We start from the raw sequence: 19,954 nt of genomic DNA, 5'->3' as shown, positions 1-19,954 counted from the left end.
GTGTCGCCGTTGGTGGGGTGGGCGGGGTCGGGGGTGGAGTTGTTGCGGGAGTCGGTGGTGTGGCCGCGGGGGGGTGGGGTGCGGCGGGCGGGGGTTTCGTCGTTCGGGATCAGTGGGACCAACGCGCATGTCATCCTCGAACAGGCACCCGACGACCCGGAACCTGAGGAGGTCCCGGACGACGGGGGCCCGGTGCCGCTCGTCCTGTCGGCGAAGACCGGGACGGCGCTGCGTGCGCAGGCCGCGGCACTGCACGACGTCCTCACCTCGGGCACGGCGCCCGGCCTGCGCGACGTCGGCCTCACCCTCGCCAGGCGCCCCAGGTTCGAGCACCGGGCCGTCGTCGACGCCGACGAGGAGAACGCGGCGGCCGCGCTGGCGGCGCTCCGCGACGGCGAACGCCATCCCCGAGTCGAGGCCGGACGCGCACTTCCCGACCAGCGCCTCGCGTTTCTCTTCTCCGGGCAGGGCACCCAGCGGACCGGGATGGGCGCGGAACTGCTGGAGACATCCGCACCCTACGCGAAGGCGTTCGACGAGATCTCCGCGTCGATGGAGCCGCACCTGCATGTCGGCCTGCGGGAACTGGTCACCGGCGACGCGGACCGGCTGCGGCAGACCCGGTACGCACAGCCTGTGCTGTTCGCCCTGGAAGTCGCCCTGTACCGGTTGGCCGAGTCCCATGGGCTGCGGCCGGACTTCCTGATCGGCCACTCCGTCGGCGAGCTCGCCGCGGCCCACGTCGCGGGCGTCCTGGACCTGGACGACGCCTGCGCGCTGGTCACCGCGCGGGGCAGGCTCATGCAGTCCGGCGGGGAGGGCGGGGCGATGGCCGCCTTCGCCGCCACCGAGGCCGAGGCGGCGGAGCTGGCCGCCACCTCCGGCGGCAGGGTGGAGATCGCCGCGGTCAACGGCCCCGCGGCGGTGGTACTTTCCGGCGACGCGGACGAGATCGACCGCCTGGTCGGGCGATGGAAGGAGGCCGGGCACAAGGCCGCGCGGCTGAGGGTCGACCACGCCTTCCACTCCGCGCACATGGACGGAGTCCTCGACGAGTTCCGCCGGGTGGTGTCCGGACTCTCCTTCCACACCCCCCGCCTCCCCGTCATCTCGACGGTGACCGGAACGCTCGCCGGCGAAGGGGAGATGTCGGCGCCGGACTACTGGGTCGCCCAGCTTCGCGGAGCGGTGCGGTTCGCCGACGCGGTGCGCGCCGCACACCGGTCAGGGGTGACCCGGTTCGCCGAGCTGGGGCCGGACGGATCGCTCGCCGCGATGGCGCGGGAGAGCGCCGACGGGGTGCTCGCCGTACCCCTGCTACGGCCAGGCCGGCCGGAGGCGGCCACCTTCGGGACCGCGCTGGGCGCGTTGCACGCGGCGGGGGTTCCGGTCGACTTCGGTCCGCTGCTGGCCGGTGGCCGGCTGGTGGACCTGCCCACCTACCCGTTCGAGACACGGCACTACTGGCTCCTGCCGACCGAGGACGACGGGCGGCCCGCCAGCTATGGGCTGGACGCCTCCCCGCACCCGCTGCTCACGGCCTCGACCGAGCTGCCGGACGGGGCACGGCTCTTCACCGGCGCGCTGTCCGCGCGCAGACAACCGTGGCTGGCCGAGCACCGCGTCGACGGACGGATGCTCGTCCCGGCCGCGGCACTGGCCGAGCTGGCTCTGGCGATCGGCGCGAGCATCGGCCGCCCCGCGCTGGGCGATTTCGTGATGCGCACGCCGCTGGAGCTGGACGGCGCCGCGGAGACCCAGCTCCAGGTGAGCGTGTCCCCGGCAGGGGAGCTCACCGTGCGCGGCCGCGCGGCGGGCACGGAATGGACTTCCCACGTCACCGCGGTGCTCGCCGACGCGGAGATCACCCCCGGCCGCGCGGCAACGCCCTTCGAGTCCGGTGCCCGCCTCGACGAGGGCGGCCTTGAGGCGACCTATCGGCTGCTGGCCGAGCACGGCTACGAGTACGGGCCGGCGTTCCAGGGACTGGGCGCGGCCTGGCTGAACGGAGCGGACCTCTACGCCGAGGCGGAGCTTCCCGCGCCGATCCGGGGCGAGGCCACCCGGTACGGTCTGCACCCGGCTCTCCTCGACGCCGTCCTGCACACGATCTCGCTGCATGGGATCGACGGGCCGCGGCGCGTCCCCTACGCCCTGGACGGGGTACGGCTGCACGCCGCGCACGCGACCAGGGTGCGGGCCCATCTGACCCCGGTGGACCCGGACACCTACCGGATCGACCTGACCGGCGACGACGGGCAGCCCGTGCTGACCGTGGAACGGCTGCGGCTGCGCCCGCTGCCGTCCGCGGCGGGGCTGTATCGCCTCCGCTGGGAGGCCGTGGCGCCGCCGGTGCCCGCGGCCGGTGACCTCACGGTGAACAGATCTCTCCCCAAGCGGCTCACCGGCACCGTGCTGCTCGCCCTCACCGACGACGGCGACGATCCGTACGCCGAGGTGGAGGTGGCACGCCAGGCCATCCGGCGTTGGCTGGCCGAGGCGGAGGACGGACTGCTGGTCTTCCTCACCCGAGGTCTCGCCGTCGACGACGGTGAGCCGGCGCGCCCCTCGGCCGCCGCGTTGTGGGGCCTGGTACGGGCGGCGCGGGCCGAGCACCCCGGCAGGTTCGCACTGCTGGACATCGGCGACGACGAGATCGCCGACCCCGCGCTGCTCGCGGCGATCGGCACCGAACTGCCCGAGGCCGCGCTCCGTGACGGCGTACCGCGGGTCCCCAGACTGTCGCCCGAACCCGAACCCGAACCCGAGGCCGGAGCCGAGCTCGACTCCGAGCTCAGGACCAGGACCAGGGCCGAGTCCGGGTCCGGGCCCGGGTCCGAGTTCGGGTCCGAGTTCGGGTCCGCGGCGGACGGCGCGGCCTGGCCGCGCAGCGCCGCGGGTGGCACCGTGCTGATCACCGGAGGCCTCGGCGCGCTCGGCCGCCGGATCGCGCGCCATCTCGTCACACGGCACGGCGTGAGAAACCTCCTGCTGGTCAGCCGTCGCGGCGAGGAACACCCCGACGCCGCCCACGTCGAGGCCGAACTGGCCGCACTCGGCGCCCGCGTCGCCATCCGGGCCTGCGACCCGTCCGACCGGGACGCCCTCGCCGACTTGCTGACCGCGCCGGACACCCCGCTGACCGGTGTGGTGCACGCCGCGGGCGTCGTCGAGGACGCGGCCGTCGAACGGCTTCCCGCCGACGCGCTCCGCCGGATGATCGAGGCCAAGGCCGTGGCCGCCGGCAACCTGGACGAGGCCACGCGCGGCACAGAACTCGACGCGTTCGTACTGTTCGGATCGGTCGCCGGCGTCGTCGGCACCGCGGGGCAGGGCGGTTACTGCGCGGCCAACGCGGCGCTGGAGGCGATCACCCATCGCAGGCGGCTGGCCGGCGGGCACGGGGTGACCGTCCACTGGGGGCTGTGGGACATCGGCACCGGCATGGGCGCCGGGCTCACCGAGCGCGACGTCGCCCGCCTCGGCAGGGCGGGCATCAAGCCCATGGGCGAGGCCGAGGGGATCGCGCTGTTCGACCGTGCCCTGCGGCTGGACACCGCCGCGGTGGTCGCGGCGCACCTCGACCCTCGGGCGGTGGAACGGCACCGCGGCCCCGTCGCCGTCCGGCGAGCGCCGGACGCAGCGAACACGACGGACGCGTCGGCCACGCCGGCGCAGGACACCTCCCACCTGGTGCTCGACGCGGTCGCGGCGGTGCTCGGGCACGCCGGCGGCGCGGAGGTCGACCCGGAGCGCTCCTTCAGCGACCTCGGTTTCGACTCCCTGACGGCGGTGGAACTGCGCGACCGGCTCAGCGGTGACCTCGGTGTCCGCCTGCCGGGAACGATCGTCTTCGACCACCCGAACCCGGTCGCCCTGATCCGTTTCCTCGACGAGGTGACGGGCGCCGGAACAAGGGACGAGCCGAAGGACCCGGCCGTGCCGCTCGGTGCCGCCGACGACGCGATCGCGATCGTCGGCATGGCGTGCCGGTTCCCCGGCGGGGTGCGTACCCCGGCAGAGCTGTGGGAGTTGCTCGTCTCGGGAGGTGACGCCATCTCGGAGTTCCCCGCCGACCGTGGCTGGGACCCGGATCTGTTCGATCCCGATCCCGAGCGTCCGGGGACCTCCTCCACCCGGCACGGCGGTTTTCTGCGCGACGCCGCCGAGTTCGATCCCGGGTTCTTCGGGATCAGCCCGCGCGAGGCACTCGCCGTCGACCCGCAGCAGCGCCTGCTGCTGCAGACCGCGTGGGAGGCGGTGGAGGACGCGGGGATCGACCCGGCCGCCCTGCGCGGCACGCAGAGCGGTGTCTTCGTCGGCGTCATGTACTCCGACTACGGCGCGCGGGTGCACCAGCGCCGCGGTACCGCCGGGGATCTGGAGGGATATCTGGTGAGCGGCAGCGCGGGCAGCGTCGCCTCCGGCCGCATCTCCTTCACCCTCGGCATGGAGGGGCCGGCGGTGACCGTGGACACCGCCTGCTCCTCGTCGCTGGTCGCGGTCCACCAGGCGGCTCAGGCGCTCAGGTTGGGCGAGTGCACGCTCGCCCTGGCCGGCGGCGTGACCGTCATGGCGAGCCCGGCCACGTTCATCGAGTTCAGCCGGCAGCGCGGCCTGGCACCTGACGGCCGCTGCAAGCCGTTCTCGGCCGATGCGGACGGCACCGCGTGGGGTGAGGGTGTCGGGCTGCTCGTCCTGGAGCGGCTCTCGGACGCCCGCCGCAACGGGCATCGGGTGCTGGCCGTCGTCCGCGGTTCCGCGGTCAACCAGGACGGCGCCAGCAACGGCCTCACGGCGCCGAACGGACCCTCCCAGGAGCGGGTCATCCGCAGTGCCCTGCGCAGCGCGGGACTGCGGCCCGCGGACGTGGACGTGCTGGAGGCGCACGGCACGGGGACCAGGCTCGGCGACCCGATCGAGGCCGGCGCGGTGCTCAACACCTACGGTCGCGACCGCGAGGACCGGAGCCCGCTGCTCATGGGCTCGGTGAAGTCGAACATCGGGCACACGCAGGCCGCCGCGGGGGTCGCCGGGATCATCAAGATGGTGCTCGCCATGCGGCACGGGCAGGTCCCGGCCACCCTGCACCGGGGAAGGCTCACCGAGCACGTCGACTGGTCGGGCGGCACCGTGTCCGTGCCCGCCGAGCCGGTCGCCTGGCCGGACACACCGGGGCCGCGCAGGGCGGCAGTCTCGTCGTTCGGGATCAGCGGCACCAACGCCCACGTCGTCCTCGAGTCGGGTGAGGAGACGCCCGTGGTGGCGGGCGACGGCGCCGTCGACGGCGCCGTCGACGGAGCGGCGGGAACGGCCGGAGCGGTGGTGCCGTGGGTGCTCAGCGCTCGTGACGCGGCCGGGCTGCGGGAGCAGGCGGTCCGTCTCAAGCGGCACGTGCTCGCCACCCCCGCTCTGCGGGCCAGTGATGTCGCCCTGTCCCTGGCGACGACGCGGACCGCGTTCGAACGGCGGGCCGTGGTGCTCGGCCGCGACCGGAGCGAGCTGCTCATCGGCCTCGACCACCTCATCGACGGCACCGCGCCGCAGCCCGGGGCATTCCCGGCGGTGCTCACGGGCACACCGGCGCGCGGCGGGACCGCCGTGCTGTTCACCGGCCAGGGCAGCCAGCGCGTCGGCATGGGAGCCGGGCTGTACGGCTCGTTCCCGGCGTACGCGCGGGCCTTCGACGAGGTCTGCGCCGAGTTTCGCAGGATGGACGGCACGGACGTGGCCGGAGTGGTGTCCGGCCACGACGCGGCGGGGCCGATCGACCAGACCCGGTACACCCAGGCCGCGCTGTTCGCGGTGGAGGTCGCGCTGTTCCGGCTGCTGGAGTCGTGGGGGTTGCCCGCCGACCTCCTCGCCGGGCACTCCGTCGGTGAGATCACCGCCGCGCATGTCGGCGGGACGTTGAGCCTGCCCGACGCGGTGGCGCTCGTCGCGACCCGCGGGCGCCTGATGCAGGAACTCCCCGCAGGAGGCGCGATGACCGCGGTCCAGGCCGACCTGCCGACCGTGGAACGGCTCATCGCCGAGACAGGGGCGCGCGTTGACGTCGCGGCGGTGAACGCGCCCGGCTCCGTGGTGCTCTCGGGCGACACCGGAGCCGTCGAGGAACTGGTGGGCCTCCTGGCGGTGAACGGGCACCGCACCAGGTCGCTCACCGTCAGCCACGCGTTCCACTCCGCGCACATGGAGCCGATGCTCGCGGCCTTCCGCGAGGAGATCGGCGACCTGCGCGCCGTGCCGGGGACCCGCACCGTGGTGTCCACGCTGACCGCGCGAGAGAGCGGGGCGGACACGCTCGGGTCGGCCGCGCACTGGGCCGCCCAGGTACGCGGGACCGTGCGGTTCGCCGACGCGGTCGGCCGGATGCGGGAGCTGGGCGCGGCGCGCTTCCTGGAGGTCGGGCCGGACGCCGCGCTGACCGCGATGGTCCGGCAGCACGATCTGGGAGAGGACGTCGTGGCGATCTCCGTGCTCGACCGCAGGCACGACGACGGGTTCGCGCTCTGGTCGTTCGTGGCGCGGGCCTTCATCGCGGGTGTCGCCTGGAACTGGCGGGCGCTGCTCGGCGGAAACGGCGAGAACGACAGGAACAGCGAGAACAACGAAAACAGCGGAAACGGCAGGAACGCCGGAAACGGCGGAAATGCCGTCATCGTTCCGCTGCCCACCTACCCCTTCAAACGGGAGCGCCTGTGGCTCCTGCCGCCGGCCGAGGACGGGACCGCCGCCGGAATCGGCGCCGAGGATCCGGGCCACCCGCTGCTCACCGCCTCGATCGCCGTGCCGGACGGAGCACAGACCCTCTACACGGGAGTGCTCTCCCAGCGGCGGCAGCCGTGGCTGGCGGACCACGCGCTGGCGGGTACGCCGGTCCTCCCGGCCACCGCCCTCGTGGATCTGCTGGGACGGCTGGCGGATCGGCACGGCATGGCGACGGTGCGGGAGCTCACGCTGCACGCCCCCGTCACGGTCGGCGCGGAGGAGGAGGTGCACCTGCGGGTCACGGTGACGGACGCCACGGTGCGGGTGCACGCGCGCTCCGGCGGGGAACCGGCCGACGGCGAGTGGACCCTGCACGCCGAGGCCGTGCTGGACGGTGACGGCCCCGCACCCGGCTGGTCGGGTCACCGCCCGCCCGAGGCACGCGCGGTGGACGTCACGGGGATCTACGAGGTCTTCGCCGAGCGCGGGTACGACTACGGCCCGGCGTTCCAGGGCCTGCGCGCGCTGTGGGCGACCGGGGACGAGCTCTACGCCGAGGTGGACACCGGCGGTGACCTCGTCCCGGGGCTGCTCGACGCCGCCCTGCACGCGTGGATCGCCGACGCGGGCGAGGCGGTGGAGGGAGGCGTCCAGGTACCGCACACCTGGCGGGAGGTGCGCGTGCACGGCCTGCCGCGCGGGCCGCTGCGGGTCAGGATCCGGCACACCGGTGAAGGGACGTTCGCCCTCGACGTGATCAACGCGGCGGACGCGGCCGACAGGGACGGCGCCGCGGCGCGTCCGGTGCTGTCGGCCGGTGAGGTACGGGTACGCAGGGTCGAGGAGAGTGCCCTGGCACGCGGCGGGGTCGCGGCCCGGCCGTACGAGCTTTCCTGGATCCCCGCGCAGCTGGCCGCCACGGCGCCGGCGGGCGAGGAGGGCGGCGGGCACGGCGAGGACACGATCGTGCTGACCTCCGGCGGGCACGGCCTGGACCTGCCGTTCGCCACGGTCTCCTACGAGGCGGAGTGGGACGACCCGGCCACCGCCGTCCGCGCCTGCCTTCTGGCGGTCCGCGAGAGCATCCTCACGCTGCCCGAGCAGGCACATCTGGTGGTGGTGACGCGCGGGGCGGTCGCGGTGGACGGTGACGACCGGCTGCCGGGGCTGGCGGAGGCCTCGCTGTGGGGCCTGGTCCGCGCCGCACGCAGGGAGTACCCCGGACGGATCAGTATCGTCGACGCCGACGGGCACGAGGAGTCGTCCGCGCTGCTGCCGCGCGCGGTGGCGGCCAGGCCCGGTGAGCTCGCCATCCGCCGGGGAGAGGCGTTCCGGCCGCGCCTGCGCGCGGTGACGGGCTCACCCGGGACCCCGCCGGAGCTCGGGACGGGCACCGTGCTGGTGAGCGGCGCCGGCGGTGCGCTCGGTGCCGCGGTCGTCCGCCACCTCGTCGCCGAGTACGGCGCCCGGCACCTCCTGCTGGTCAGCAGGCGCGGCGACGCCGATCCGGCGCTGCGCGCCCTCGCCGGGGAACTCGGCGACCGGGCGCGGGTCCGGACGGCCGCGTGCGACCTCGCGGACACGGCGGCCACCGAGGCACTGCTCGCCGGTGTCGACCCGGGCAGGCCGCTCGGTGCCGTGTTCCACATAGCCGGCACGCTCGACGACGCGGTGCTGGAGAACACGACCGGCGAGCGGCTGGAACGGGTCCTGCGCCCCAAGGTGGACGCGGCCTGGAACCTGCACCGCCTCACCGGGGATCTGCCGCTGACGGCGTTCGTGCTGTTCTCCTCGGTCGCGGGCGTGCTGGGCAACGCCGGGCAGACGGGGTACGCGGCGGCGAACGCCTTCCTGGACGCGCTCGCCCACCACAGGCGGGCGGCGGGCCTGCCGGGCGCGTCCCTCGCCTGGGGGCTGTGGGAGACCGGATCGGACACCGGGATGGCGGCCGGGCTCGACGGAGCGGCGCGGACCAGGCTCGACAGGCTGGGCATCCGCGCGCTGCCCGTCGGCGCGGGGCTGGATCTGCTCGACAGGTCGCTGGCGAGCGGCCTGGCCGTGGTGGTACCCGCCTGGTTCGATCGGGTGGCGCTCGCCCGCAGACAGGACGATCTTCCCGACGTGCTCGGTGGCCTGGTCCCCGCCCGGCCCGCCGTGGCGGCCGTGCCGCTCGCCCGGCGCCTGTACGGCATGGACGAGACCGTGTCGCGCGCCGTGGTGCGCGACACGGTCGCCGGCAGGGTCGCGGAGGTGCTCGGTCTCGCGGGACCGGCGCAGGTTCCCGACGACCGGGGACTGTTCGACCTGGGTCTCGACTCGCTGACGGCGATCGAGCTGCGCGACCGGCTGGGCACCGAAGTCGGTGAGCGGCTTCCCGCGACCGTGCTGTTCGACCACCCGACCGTACGGGCACTGACCGAGCACCTGCTGGAGCACCTGCTGGAGCGCAGCGCCCTCGCCCGGCCCGCGTTCGACACGACGGCGCTGGACACCTGGGTCTCCTCGGCCTCGGACCTGGACCCCGGCCACCGGCGTCGCGTCGACCTGGTCCGGGCGCTGCGGGCCGCGCTGAACGCGCTGGACGCCGGCGAGGCCGCCGTGAACGGCGCGGGAGAGCCGCTCTTTGGTGTGGATTCAGCGTCCGATGATGAGCTGTTCGGGCTGCTGGACCGAGAACTGAGCGACTGATCCGACGTCTCGGGCACTTTCGAGGACGACCACGGGGAGCGGTTCACCGATGGCGAACGAAGACAGGTTCCGCGAGTACCTCCGGCGCACCACGGCCGACCTGATGCGCACCCGCGCGGCACTGGAACGACTGGAGCAGGCCGCCCGCGAGCCGCTGGCGATCGTCTCCATGGCCTGCAGGTACCCCGGCGGCGTCCGGTCGCCGGAGGACCTGTGGCGACTGGTGGAGGCACGGACCGACGCGATCGGCCCGTTCCCGCGTGACCGCGGCTGGCCGCTGGAGGAGCTGATCGACCCCGACCCGGACAGGGAGGGCACCAGCTACGCCGCCGAGGGCGGCTTCCTGTACTCCGCCGCCGACTTCGACCCCGAACTGTTCGGCGTCAGCCCTCGCGAGGCGCTGACGATCGACCCGCAGCAGCGGCTGCTCCTGCAGACCGCCTGGGAGGTGTTCGAGCGCGCCGGGATGGACCCGCGCTCCCTGTCGGGGGAGCGGATCGGGGTGTTCGCCGGCGTCATGTACTCCGACTACGGTTCCCGCCACGTCCGCGCGCCCGAGGGTTTCGAGGGGTTCGTCGGCACGGGAAGCGCGGGAAGCATCGCCTCGGGCCGCGTCGCCTACACCTTCGGGTTGCAGGGACCCGCGGTCACCGTGGACACCGCGTGCTCGTCCTCGCTGGTGGCGCTGCACTACGCGGCGCAGGCGGTGCGCCGGGGAGACTGCGAGATGGCCGTCGCGGGCGGGAGCACGGTCATGGCCACCCCGGCGACGTTCGTCGAGTTCAGCCGCCAGCGCGGATTGTCGCCCGACGGCCGCTGCAAGGCGTACGCCGCCTCGGCCGACGGCACCGGCTGGGCGGAAGGGGTCGGTCTGGTGCTCGTCGAGCGCCTCTCGGAGGCCCGGCGCAGGGGACACCCGATCGTCGCGGTGCTGCGCGGCAGCGCGGTCAACTCCGACGGCGCGAGCAGCCGGCTGTCGGCGCCCAACGGGGTGGCGCAGCGGCGGGTGATCCTCGCCGCGCTGGCCGACGCCGGTCTCGACCCCGCCGAGGTGGACGCCGTCGAGGGGCACGGCACCGGCACCGGCCTGGGCGACCCGATCGAGGCGGGCGCCCTCATGGAGACCTACGGCCGGGCACGTCCGGTGACGGATCCGGTGTGGCTGGGCTCGCTCAAGTCCAACATCGGGCACACCCAGGCCGCGGCGGGCATCGGCGGCGTGATGAAGATGGCGATGGCGATGCGGCACGGGGTGCTTCCGGCGAGCCTGCACATCGACGAGCCGTCACCGCACGTCGACTGGGACGCCGGAGGGCTCGCCCCGCTCACCGGGGAGAGGGCGTGGCCGAAGCGGGACCGTCCGCGCCGGGCCGGGGTCTCCTCGTTCGGGATCAGCGGCACGAACGCGCACGTCGTCATCGAGGAGCCCGCGGAGGAGCCCCCGCAGAAGTCACCGGAGGAGTCGCCCGAGGAGCGGTCCGGGGCGCCGGAGTCCTCGCGGACGGGCGGCACCGTGGCCCCGGCGCCGGTGGTGTGGACGGTGTCCGGGCACACCGAGCAGGCGCTGCGTGACCAGATCGGCCGGTTGCGGGCACACGTGGCGGAGAATCCGGGCCTGTCCCCGGCCGACGTCGCCCACAGCCTCCGCACCGGGCGCGCCGACCTGTCCCACCGCGCGGTCGCCGTCGGTACCGACCTCGACCGGCTCGCCGGGGAACTGGCGCTGGTGGAACAGGGACTTCCCTCCCGGCGCGCGGTGCGGGGTGAGGCGACGGTGAACGGGCGGCCGGTCTTCGTGTTCCCCGGCCAGGGGTCGCAGTGGGCCGGGATGGCCCGCGATCTCCTCGCCGCCTCAGAACCGTTCGGCGACGAGATGCGGCGGTGCGCCGAGGCACTGGCGCCGCACGTCGGCTGGGACCTGCTGGAGGTGGTGTCCTCCGGTGAGGAGACCCTGCTCGGCCGGGTCGACGTGGTGCAGCCCGCCCTGTTCTCGATGATGGTCTCGCTCGCCGCGGTGTGGCGTTCCCTCGGGGTGGAACCGGCCGCGGTGGTGGGACATTCGCAGGGGGAGATCGCCGCCGCCCATGTCGCGGGAGCCCTGGACCTGGCCGACGCGGCGGCGCTGGTGGCCCGGCGCAGCGCCGCTCTCTCGGACATCGCGGGGAGCGGGGCGATGGCGTCGATCGGCCTGCCCGCCGGAGAAGTACGCCGCCGGCTCGGCGGCCGTGACGAGATCGTCGTCGCCGCCGTCAACGGTCCGGACGCGACCGTGGTGTCCGGGGAGGCGGGCGCGGTGCGCGACCTCGTCGCCCGCTGCGAGGCCGAAGGGGTGCGGGCGCGGCTCGTCCCCGTCGACTACGCGTCCCACTCACCGGCCGTCGAACCGCTGCGGGAGCCCCTGCTCGCCCGGTTCGCCGGTCTTCGCCCGCGGACGTCCGCCGTCGGTTTCTTCTCCACGGTCACGGCCGCCGAGATGGACACGAGCGCGCTCGGTGCCGGGTACTGGTACGACAACCTTCGCCGCCCGGTTCGCCTGGCCGAGACCGTCACCGCGCTCCTGGAGGCGGGCCACCGGTGCTTCCTCGAGGTCAGCCCCCATCCGGTGCTCGTGGCCCCGCTGCGTGACACCTTCGACGAGGCCGGTGTGGAGGCGCACGCGCTGGCCACGCTCCGTCGCGGCGACGGCGGGCTGGAGCAGCTGCTCACCTCGGCCGGGAGCCTGTTCGCGGCCGGGCTCGGCGTCGAGTGGGGGGCGGCCGCGCGGGGAGGTCGCGTCGCCCTGCCCACCTACGCGTTCCAGGAGCGACGATTCTGGCTCGACACCCGCACCGAGGGGGCGCCGCTCTCGACCGGCCCCGCCGGGGTGGGGCACCCGCTCCTGGAGGTGGTCGTGGAGCCGGCGGACGGGCGGGCGGTGCTGTTCACCGGAGGTGTGCCCGGCGGGCCTGGCGGCTGGGTCCGCGAGCACCGGCTCGGAGAGCGTCCGGTGCTCGTCGGGAGCGCGCTGGTCGAGCTGACGCTCGCGGCCGGAGAGCGTCTCGGTCTGCCGAGGGTGGACGACGTCGCACTTCTCGCCCCGGTGGACGTGCCGGACGGTCCCGTACAGGTCCAGGTGGAGGTGAACGTCGAGGACGGCGGCGCGGGTGCGACGTTCACGGTCCACGCCCGGCCGGGAGGCGGGGACGCCTGGGACCCCGGGGACCCCGGAGACGCTGTGGAGCCGTGGAGGTTGCACGCCTCGGGCTCGCTGAGCGCGGGCGACGCCGACGCCGACGCCGCCGTCGCGCGGATGGGGATCCCGGAGGCGTGGCCGCCTGCGGACGCCGAGCCCGTCGACGTGGACGCCGGCTACGCCCGCCTGGCCGACGCGGGTGTGCACTACGGCCCCCGCCTGCGCCGCGTGGGTGCCGCCTGGCGCTCGGGTGGCGGCGTGTTCGCCGAGGTGACCCCGCCGGACGGGGACGGAGGCCGGACAGGCGCGGGCGGGGAGGGATTCGTGCTCCATCCCGCTCTGCTGGACGGGATGGCGCAGGTGGCCTTCCTCGACCGGGCGGCCGCTGCCTCCGACCGGGGTGAGCGGCCCGAGGCGGTCGTGCCGTTCAGCTGGAGCGGCGTACGGTCGTACGCCGCCGCGATGGGCCCGGTACGCGTCCGCCTGACCTGGACCGGGCCTGACGCCTTCTCGCTCGCCGCGTTCGACACCACGGGCCGGATGGTGCTGAGCGTCGAGGAGGTGCGCGTCCGCCCGGCTGCCGAGGGGTCCGGCGAGGCGCAGGCCCCCGCTCCCGTCTCCGTCCCCTGGGCGCACCGCGCGGTGCGACGTTCTCGGGAAGGGCCCGGGCGGGCCGCTCCCGAGGACGCCGGGCCGGTGGACGTGCTGGCGGGGCTTTCCGGGAGCGAGCGGGAGGAGCGGGTGCTGGACCTGGTCGGCCGGGCGGTCGCCGGCCTCCTCGGCTACGAATCCGCCCGGGACGTCCGCCCGGACCGGCCCTTCCGCGACCTCGGACTCGACTCCATGACGGGGGTGCGGCTCAGGGACCATCTGAGCCGCCTTCTGGGCCGCCGCCTGCCGAGCACGCTCGTCTTCGACCATCCGAGCCCGCGTGCCCTGGCCCGCCACCTGAGCCGCACCGCGCCGGAGGGTCCGTCCCGCGCCGTGGCCCGGCGCGGGCGGGCGGCCGAGGACCCCATCGCGATCGTCGCGATGGCCTGCCGCTACCCGGGTGGCGTCAGCACCCCCGAACAACTGTGGGAGCTCCTGGAATCGGGCGGGGACGCGGTCGGGCCGTTTCCCGCCGACCGGGGCTGGGACCTGGGCGCCCTGTTCGACGACGACCCTGACAACCCGGGGACGTCCTACGCGCGCGACGGCGGGTTCCTCCACGAGGCCGCCGACTTCGACGCGGACTTCTTCGAGATGAATCCGCGCGAGGCCAAGGCCGCCGATCCGCAGCAGCGGCTGCTGCTGGAGACCTCCTGGGAGGCCTTCCAGCGCGCGGGCATCGACCCGGCCGGCCTGCGCGGCTCCCGAACCGGTGTCTACGTCGGCCTGATCTACACCGAGTACGGCGGCCGGGCGCAGGACGACCCGCGCGAGTATGGAGGGTATCTGGGCACCGGCAGCGCCGGGAGCGTGGCCTCGGGCCGGATCGCCTACACCTACGGCCTGCAGGGGCCCGCGATCACCGTGGACACGGCCTGCTCGTCCTCGCTGGTGGCGCTCCACCTGGCGGAGCGGGGGCTGCGCGACGGGGAGTGCGATCTCGCGCTGGTCGGCGGGGCCACGCTCATGGCGACACCCGCGACCTTCGTGGAGTTCAGCCGCCAGCGCGGACTCTCACCCGACGGACGGTGCCGCGCGTTCGCCGACGCCGCCGACGGCACGGGCTTCAGCGAGGGCGTCGGGCTGCTGCTGGTGGAACGACTGTCGGACGCGCGGCGCAACGGGCATCCCGTGCTGGCCGTGCTCAAGGGGTCGGCGGTGAACCAGGACGGCGCCAGCAACGGGCTCACCGCGCCCAACGGCCCCTCCCAGGAACGGGTGATCGAGGAGGCCCTGCACGCCGCGCGCCTCTCACCGGCCGACGTGGACGCGGTGGAGGCGCACGGCACCGGCACCACCCTGGGCGACCCGGTGGAGGCGCGGGCGCTGCTCGCCACGTACGGGGCGGCGCGCGGGGACCGCCCGCCGCTCATGCTGGGCTCGCTCAAGTCCAACATCGGGCACACCCAGGCGGCGGCCGGCGTCGGCGGGATCATCAAGATGGTCATGGCACTGGAGCACGGGACGCTGCCGCGCACGCTGCACGTCGACAGGCCGTCGCGCCACGTCGACTGGGAGCGGGGCGGTGTCGCGCTGCTCACCGAGAACACCCCCTGGCCCGCCGGGGAGCGTCCGCGGCGGTTCGGGGTCTCCGCCTTCGGCATGAGCGGGACCAACGCGCACGTCGTCATCGAGGAGCCGCCCGCGCCCGAGGCCGCTCCCGCACCGGAGCCTTTCGGCGGACCGGTCCCGCTCGTCCTGTCGGCGAGATCGGCGCGCGCGCTCGGAGGCGAGGCGCGGCGGCTGCGCGCCTACCTGGAGCGGTATCCGCGGGTCGCCCTCGCCGATGTCGCGGCGGCCCTGGTGACCACCAGGGCCGAGTTCGGCCACCGCGCGGTCGTCGTGGCCGCCGATCGCGAGGAGGCGCTGGCGGGGTTGTCCGCCGTCGCGGACGGGGCGCCGTCGGCGTCGGCGGTGAGCGGGTACGCCGGGGACTCGCGCGTGCCGGTCCTTGTCTACCCCGGCCAGGGCGCGCAGTGGGAGGGCATGGCCCGCGCGCTGCTCACCGAGTCCCCGGTCTTCGCCCGCAGGGTCGGCGAATGCGCCGACGCCCTCGACCCGGTGACCGGGTGGTCGCTGCTGGACGCGCTGCGCGGCGGCGTCGGCCTGGGGCGGGTGGACGTGGTGCAGCCGGTCCTGTGGGCCGTGATGACCGGGCTCACCGCGCTCTGGGAGTCCTTCGGCGTACGGCCCGCCGCCGTCATCGGTCACTCGCAGGGCGAGATCGCCGCCGCGCTCGCCGCGGGCGCGCTGTCACTGGAGGAGTCGGCGGCGGTGGTGGCGTTGCGCAGCCGGGCCATCCGCAAGATCGCGGGCGGCGGGGCGATGCTGTCGGTCGCGGCCTCGCGGGAGCGGGTGCACGCGGTCCTCGAGAATCTCGGGCTCTCGGAGGATGCAGGGAGTACGGGGAACACGGTGTCGGTCGCCGCGCTCAACGGACCGGCCTCGACCGTCGTCGCCGGCGAGGCCGGGGCGGTGCGCCGCGTGGAGCGGGCACTGGAGGAGCTGGGCGTGCGGGTGCGGCCGGTGGACGTGGACTACGCCTCCCACTCGCCCCAGGTCGAGGCGCTCGAAGCCGAGCTGCTGGAGATCCTGCCCCCGCCCGCGCCGGACCGCGCGTTCACCGCCGGCGTCTTCTCCACCGTCACCGGCGCGGCGATCGAGCCGGGTGACGGTACCGGCTTCGGGAGCCCCGGCTACTGGTACCGCAATCTGCGCCGGCCGGTGCTGCTGCAGGCCGCGGTGGAGGCGGCGGCCGAGGCGGGGCACGAGGTGTTCGTCGAGGTGAGCCCGCACCCCGTCGTCGGGACGGGAGTCCAGGAGATCCTGGAGGCGCTCCCCGGGGTGGAACGGCCCGCCGTACTGGGCACGCTGCGCAGGGACGACGGGGGCATGGCACGGGTGCTGATCTCGGTGGCCGAGGCATGGGTGAACGGGGTCCGGGTCGACTGGCCGGGGTACCTCGGCGAGCGCCCGGGGCGGGTGCCGGTCCTGCCGACCTACGCCTTCGACCGGCACCGGTACTGGCTGGACGCGCCGGTGACCACCGCCGGGATCCCCGCGGGCGCGCGGCCGGTCACGCATCCGCTACTGTCCACGGCCGTGCGCGCGGCGTCCGAGGATGGCCTGCTGCTTTTCGGCAGGCTTTCCCTGGACGACCAGCCGTGGCTGGGCGATCACGTGGTGGACGGCGCGGTCCTGGTTCCCGGCGCGGTCCTCGCCGAACTGGCGGGCCACGCGGGGGAGCTGGCCGGTGTCGCGCGGGTGGACGAGCTGACCCTCCGGCGCCCGCTGGTGCTCGACGACTCCGGCGCGGTCGAGATCCAGGTGACCGTGGGCCCGGCCGAGCGGGACGGTCTGCGGCCCGTCGGGGTTCACGCGCGGCCGGCGGACACCGGTGACCCGCTGGGTGCGCCGTGGACGGTGTACGCCGCGGGCTCGCTCGCTCCGCTCCCCGCACCCACCGCCCTGCCGGTTCGCGCCGAGTGGCCGCCACCCGGCGCGGTGCCCGTCGACGTCGGCGGGCTGTACGAGGACCTGGCCGCCAGGGGCTATCACTACGGCCCGGCCTTCCGGGGCCTGCGCGAGGCGTGGCGGTCGGGGGAGGAGGTCCTCGCGGAGGTGTTCCTGGAGGGCCCGCCCGGGTACCGCGTCGCGCCCACGCTGCTTGACGCCGCGCTGCACGCCGTCGGGCTCGCGGGCCTGTTCCCCGACGACGGCGCCGTACGGTTGCCCTTCACCTGGCGCGGCCTCACCCGGTACGCCGACGCGCCCTCGACGGTACGGGTGCGCGTACGCCGCACCGCGGAGGAGACGGTCGCGGTCGACCTGGCCACGGCCGAGGGCGACCCAGTGGCGGGCATCGAGGCTGTGACGTTCCGCGCGGCCGACCCGGCGGACCTCGCCGCGGCGGGCACGGAGGACCTGCTGTACGAACTGACCTGGGACTCCGTGCGCCCCGGCGTCGGTGTGCCGCGCGAACGTGTGCGAGTCCTCGGCGCCCTCGGGGACACCGGAAACACCGGAAACACCGGAAACGCCGGAAACGCCGGAAACATCGAGGACGCCGGAAACACCGCGAACGCCGAGGAGACCGCGGAAGCCGAGGGGGCCGCCCACCCGGGGCTCGGCGCGCTGCTCGCGGCGCTGGACGCGGGAGAGCCCGCGCCCGAGGTGCTCGTCGTCTCGGCGGGCGAAGAGGCCGGGCCCGTACCGGAGGCGGTCCGAGCCGCCCTGCTACGGGTGCTCGAAACGCTCCGGCGAGGGCTGGCCGACGACAGACTGGCGGGAACGCTGTTCGTGGTGCGCACCTGCCGTGCCGTGGAGGCGGTTCCCGGCGAGCGCGCCGGCGCGCTCGCCGGCGCCGGGGTCTGGGGGCTGGTCCGCGGCGTGCAGGCCGAGGAGCCCGGCCGGGTGGTGATCGTGGACACCGAGACCACTTCCACGCCCCTCTCGGAGGTCTTGGAGGCCGTGGCGTCCGGCGAGCCGCAGGTCGCGATCAGGGGCGGCGGGGCACTGGTGCCCAGGCTCCGACGACGCCGGCGCGACCCGGTACCGTCCGGCGCGGGCAACTGGCGGCTGGAGGCGGCCGAGAGCGGGGTGGCCGACGATCTGGCGTACCGGCCTGTCGAGGACAGGCCCCTGGGCCGCGAGGAGGTCAGAGTCGCCGTCCGCGTCGCCGGCCTGAACTTCCGTGACGCGATGCTCACCCTGGGCATGTACCCGGGCGCGGCGGATCTGGGCACCGAGGGCGCCGGGGTGGTACTCGCGGTCGGGGACGACGTGACCGGTATCGGTCCCGGCGACCGGGTGATGGGTCTCATCTCCGGGGGGATAGGGCCCGAGGCCGTCACCGACCACCGTCTGCTGGTGCCGATCCCGCAGGGCATCTCGTTCGCCCAGGCGGCGACCGTGCCCGCGGTGTTCCTCACCGCCTACTACGCCCTGCGCGACCTGTCCGGCGCCCGCCGGGGGGAGTGGGTCCTGGTGCACTCCGCCGCGGGTGGCGTCGGCGGGGCGGCGATCCAGCTGGCGCGCCACTGGGGGCTGACCGTGTTCGGCACCGCGAGCCCCGCCAAGTGGCCCGCTCTCGAAGAGGCCGGACTGCCCCCCGGCAGGATCGCCGGTTCCCGGGACCTGGCGTTCGCCGGGGCGGTGCGGGAGGCGACCGGCGGGCGCGGCGTGGACATCGTGCTGAACTCGCTCGCCCGCGAGTTCGTGGACGCCTCACTCGAACTGCTCGCTCCCGGCGGGCGGTTCATCGAGATGGGCAAGACCGACGTACGAGACCCCGAGGAGGTCCGCGCCCGGCACGGCGTGCACTACCGGGCGTTCGACCTGGCCGAGGCGGGGCCGGACCGGATCGGCCGGATGCTCGCCGACCTCGCGGATTTGTTCGAGAGCGGGATCCTCACGCCGCTCCCGGTCACCTCCTGGGACGCCGGGCGGGCGCCGGACGCCGTCCGCCACCTCGGACTCGCCCGGCACGTGGGCAAGGTGGCCCTCCGGATTCCCCGGCCGATCCGTGCCGACGGCACGGTCCTGGTCACCGGCGCGACCGGCGGTGTGGGCAGGCTTGTCGCGCTGCACCTGGCCAGGGAACACGGCGCCGGGCACCTGCTGCTGCTGAGCAGGCGGGGCGCCCTCGCGGAGGGCGCCGAACGGCTCCGTGCGGAACTCGGCGGGCTCGGCGTGAAGGTGACGATCGCCGCCGCGGACGTGGCGGACGCCGGCGCGCTGGCCCGCGTGCTCGCGGAGGTCCCCGCCGAGCATCCCCTCACGGCCGTGGTGCACGCGGCCGGGGTCCTGGACGACGCGACGCTCGCCAACCTCGTCCCGGAACGGCTCGACGCGGTGCTGCGGCCCAAGGTGGACGGCGCCTGGAACCTGCACGAGCTCACCAGGGACCTCGACCTCGCCGCGTTCGTGCTGTTCTCCTCCGCCGCGGGGATCGTGGGCAGCGCCGGGCAGTCGGCCTACGCGGCGGCCAACGTCTTCCTCGACGCCCTCGCCGTGGCCAGGACCCGCGAAGGGCTCCCGGCCACCTCGATCGCCTGGGGACTGTGGCGGTCGGAGAGCACCATGACCGGCTCGCTCTCCGCCGTCGACCGGGCCAGGATGGCGCGGTCCGGACTGCTGCCGCTGTCACCGGGACGTGGCCTGGCACTGCTGGACGCGGCGATGGCGGCGCCGGAGCCGACCCTGGCCGCGGTCCGGCTGGACCTCGCGAGGCTGGCGGGGGTCCCCGATCCGGCCCCGCCGCTGCGGTCCCTGGTGCGCGGCCGCGTACTCCCGGCGAAGGCCGACGGCTCCGGCGGGTCCGACTCCGCCGAGCCCGCGCTGGCGCGGATGCTCGCCGGCACCGAGCCGGCGCGCCGCGGGGAGCTGATGACCGAGACGGTCTTCCGGTATGTGGAGGCGGTCCTCGGGCGGGCCCCGGGGGAGGCGGCCGAGGAGGGGCGCAGCTTCAAGGAACTCGGCTTCGACTCGCTGACCGCGGTCGAACTGCGCAACCGGCTAGGCAAGGCCACCGGGCTGCGGCTCCCGGCGACCATCGTGTTCGACCATCCGACCCCGGCCGCTCTCGCCGACCATCTGCTCGGCCGGCTCGCCCCGGCCGTGCGGGAACCGGCCGTGCGGGAACCGGGCGCGGGGGCGGGCGAGGAGGTCCCGGCGACCGCCGAGGAGCTGTTCAGGTTCATCGACTCCGAGCTTCGATCCTAGGGATGGCGA

Annotated in this window: 2 protein-coding genes; both read left to right on the top strand. The window is 75.0% G+C overall.

Going from position 1 to position 19,954, the window contains the following annotated elements; translation table 11 throughout:
- Nucleotides 1–9,399 (top strand): type I polyketide synthase, encoded by a 9,399-nt coding sequence (locus ABZ664_RS33700; RefSeq protein ID WP_362519248.1) that lies wholly within the window; start codon nucleotides 1–3, stop codon nucleotides 9,397–9,399.
- Between the two features lie 49 nt (nucleotides 9,400–9,448).
- Nucleotides 9,449–19,945 carry an SDR family NAD(P)-dependent oxidoreductase gene (locus ABZ664_RS33695; protein ID WP_362519244.1) on the top strand — a complete coding sequence of 3,499 codons (10,497 nt, stop codon included), beginning with the start codon at nucleotides 9,449–9,451 and terminating at the stop codon, nucleotides 19,943–19,945.
- Nucleotides 19,946–19,954 lie beyond the last annotated feature (9 nt).

This window comes from Streptosporangium sp. NPDC006930 (assembly GCF_040635605.1).
GTDB lineage: Bacteria > Actinomycetota > Actinomycetes > Streptosporangiales > Streptosporangiaceae > Streptosporangium.
The sequence above is the reverse complement of the archived record's forward strand: the minus strand, read 5'-3'. Positions and strand labels throughout refer to the sequence as shown.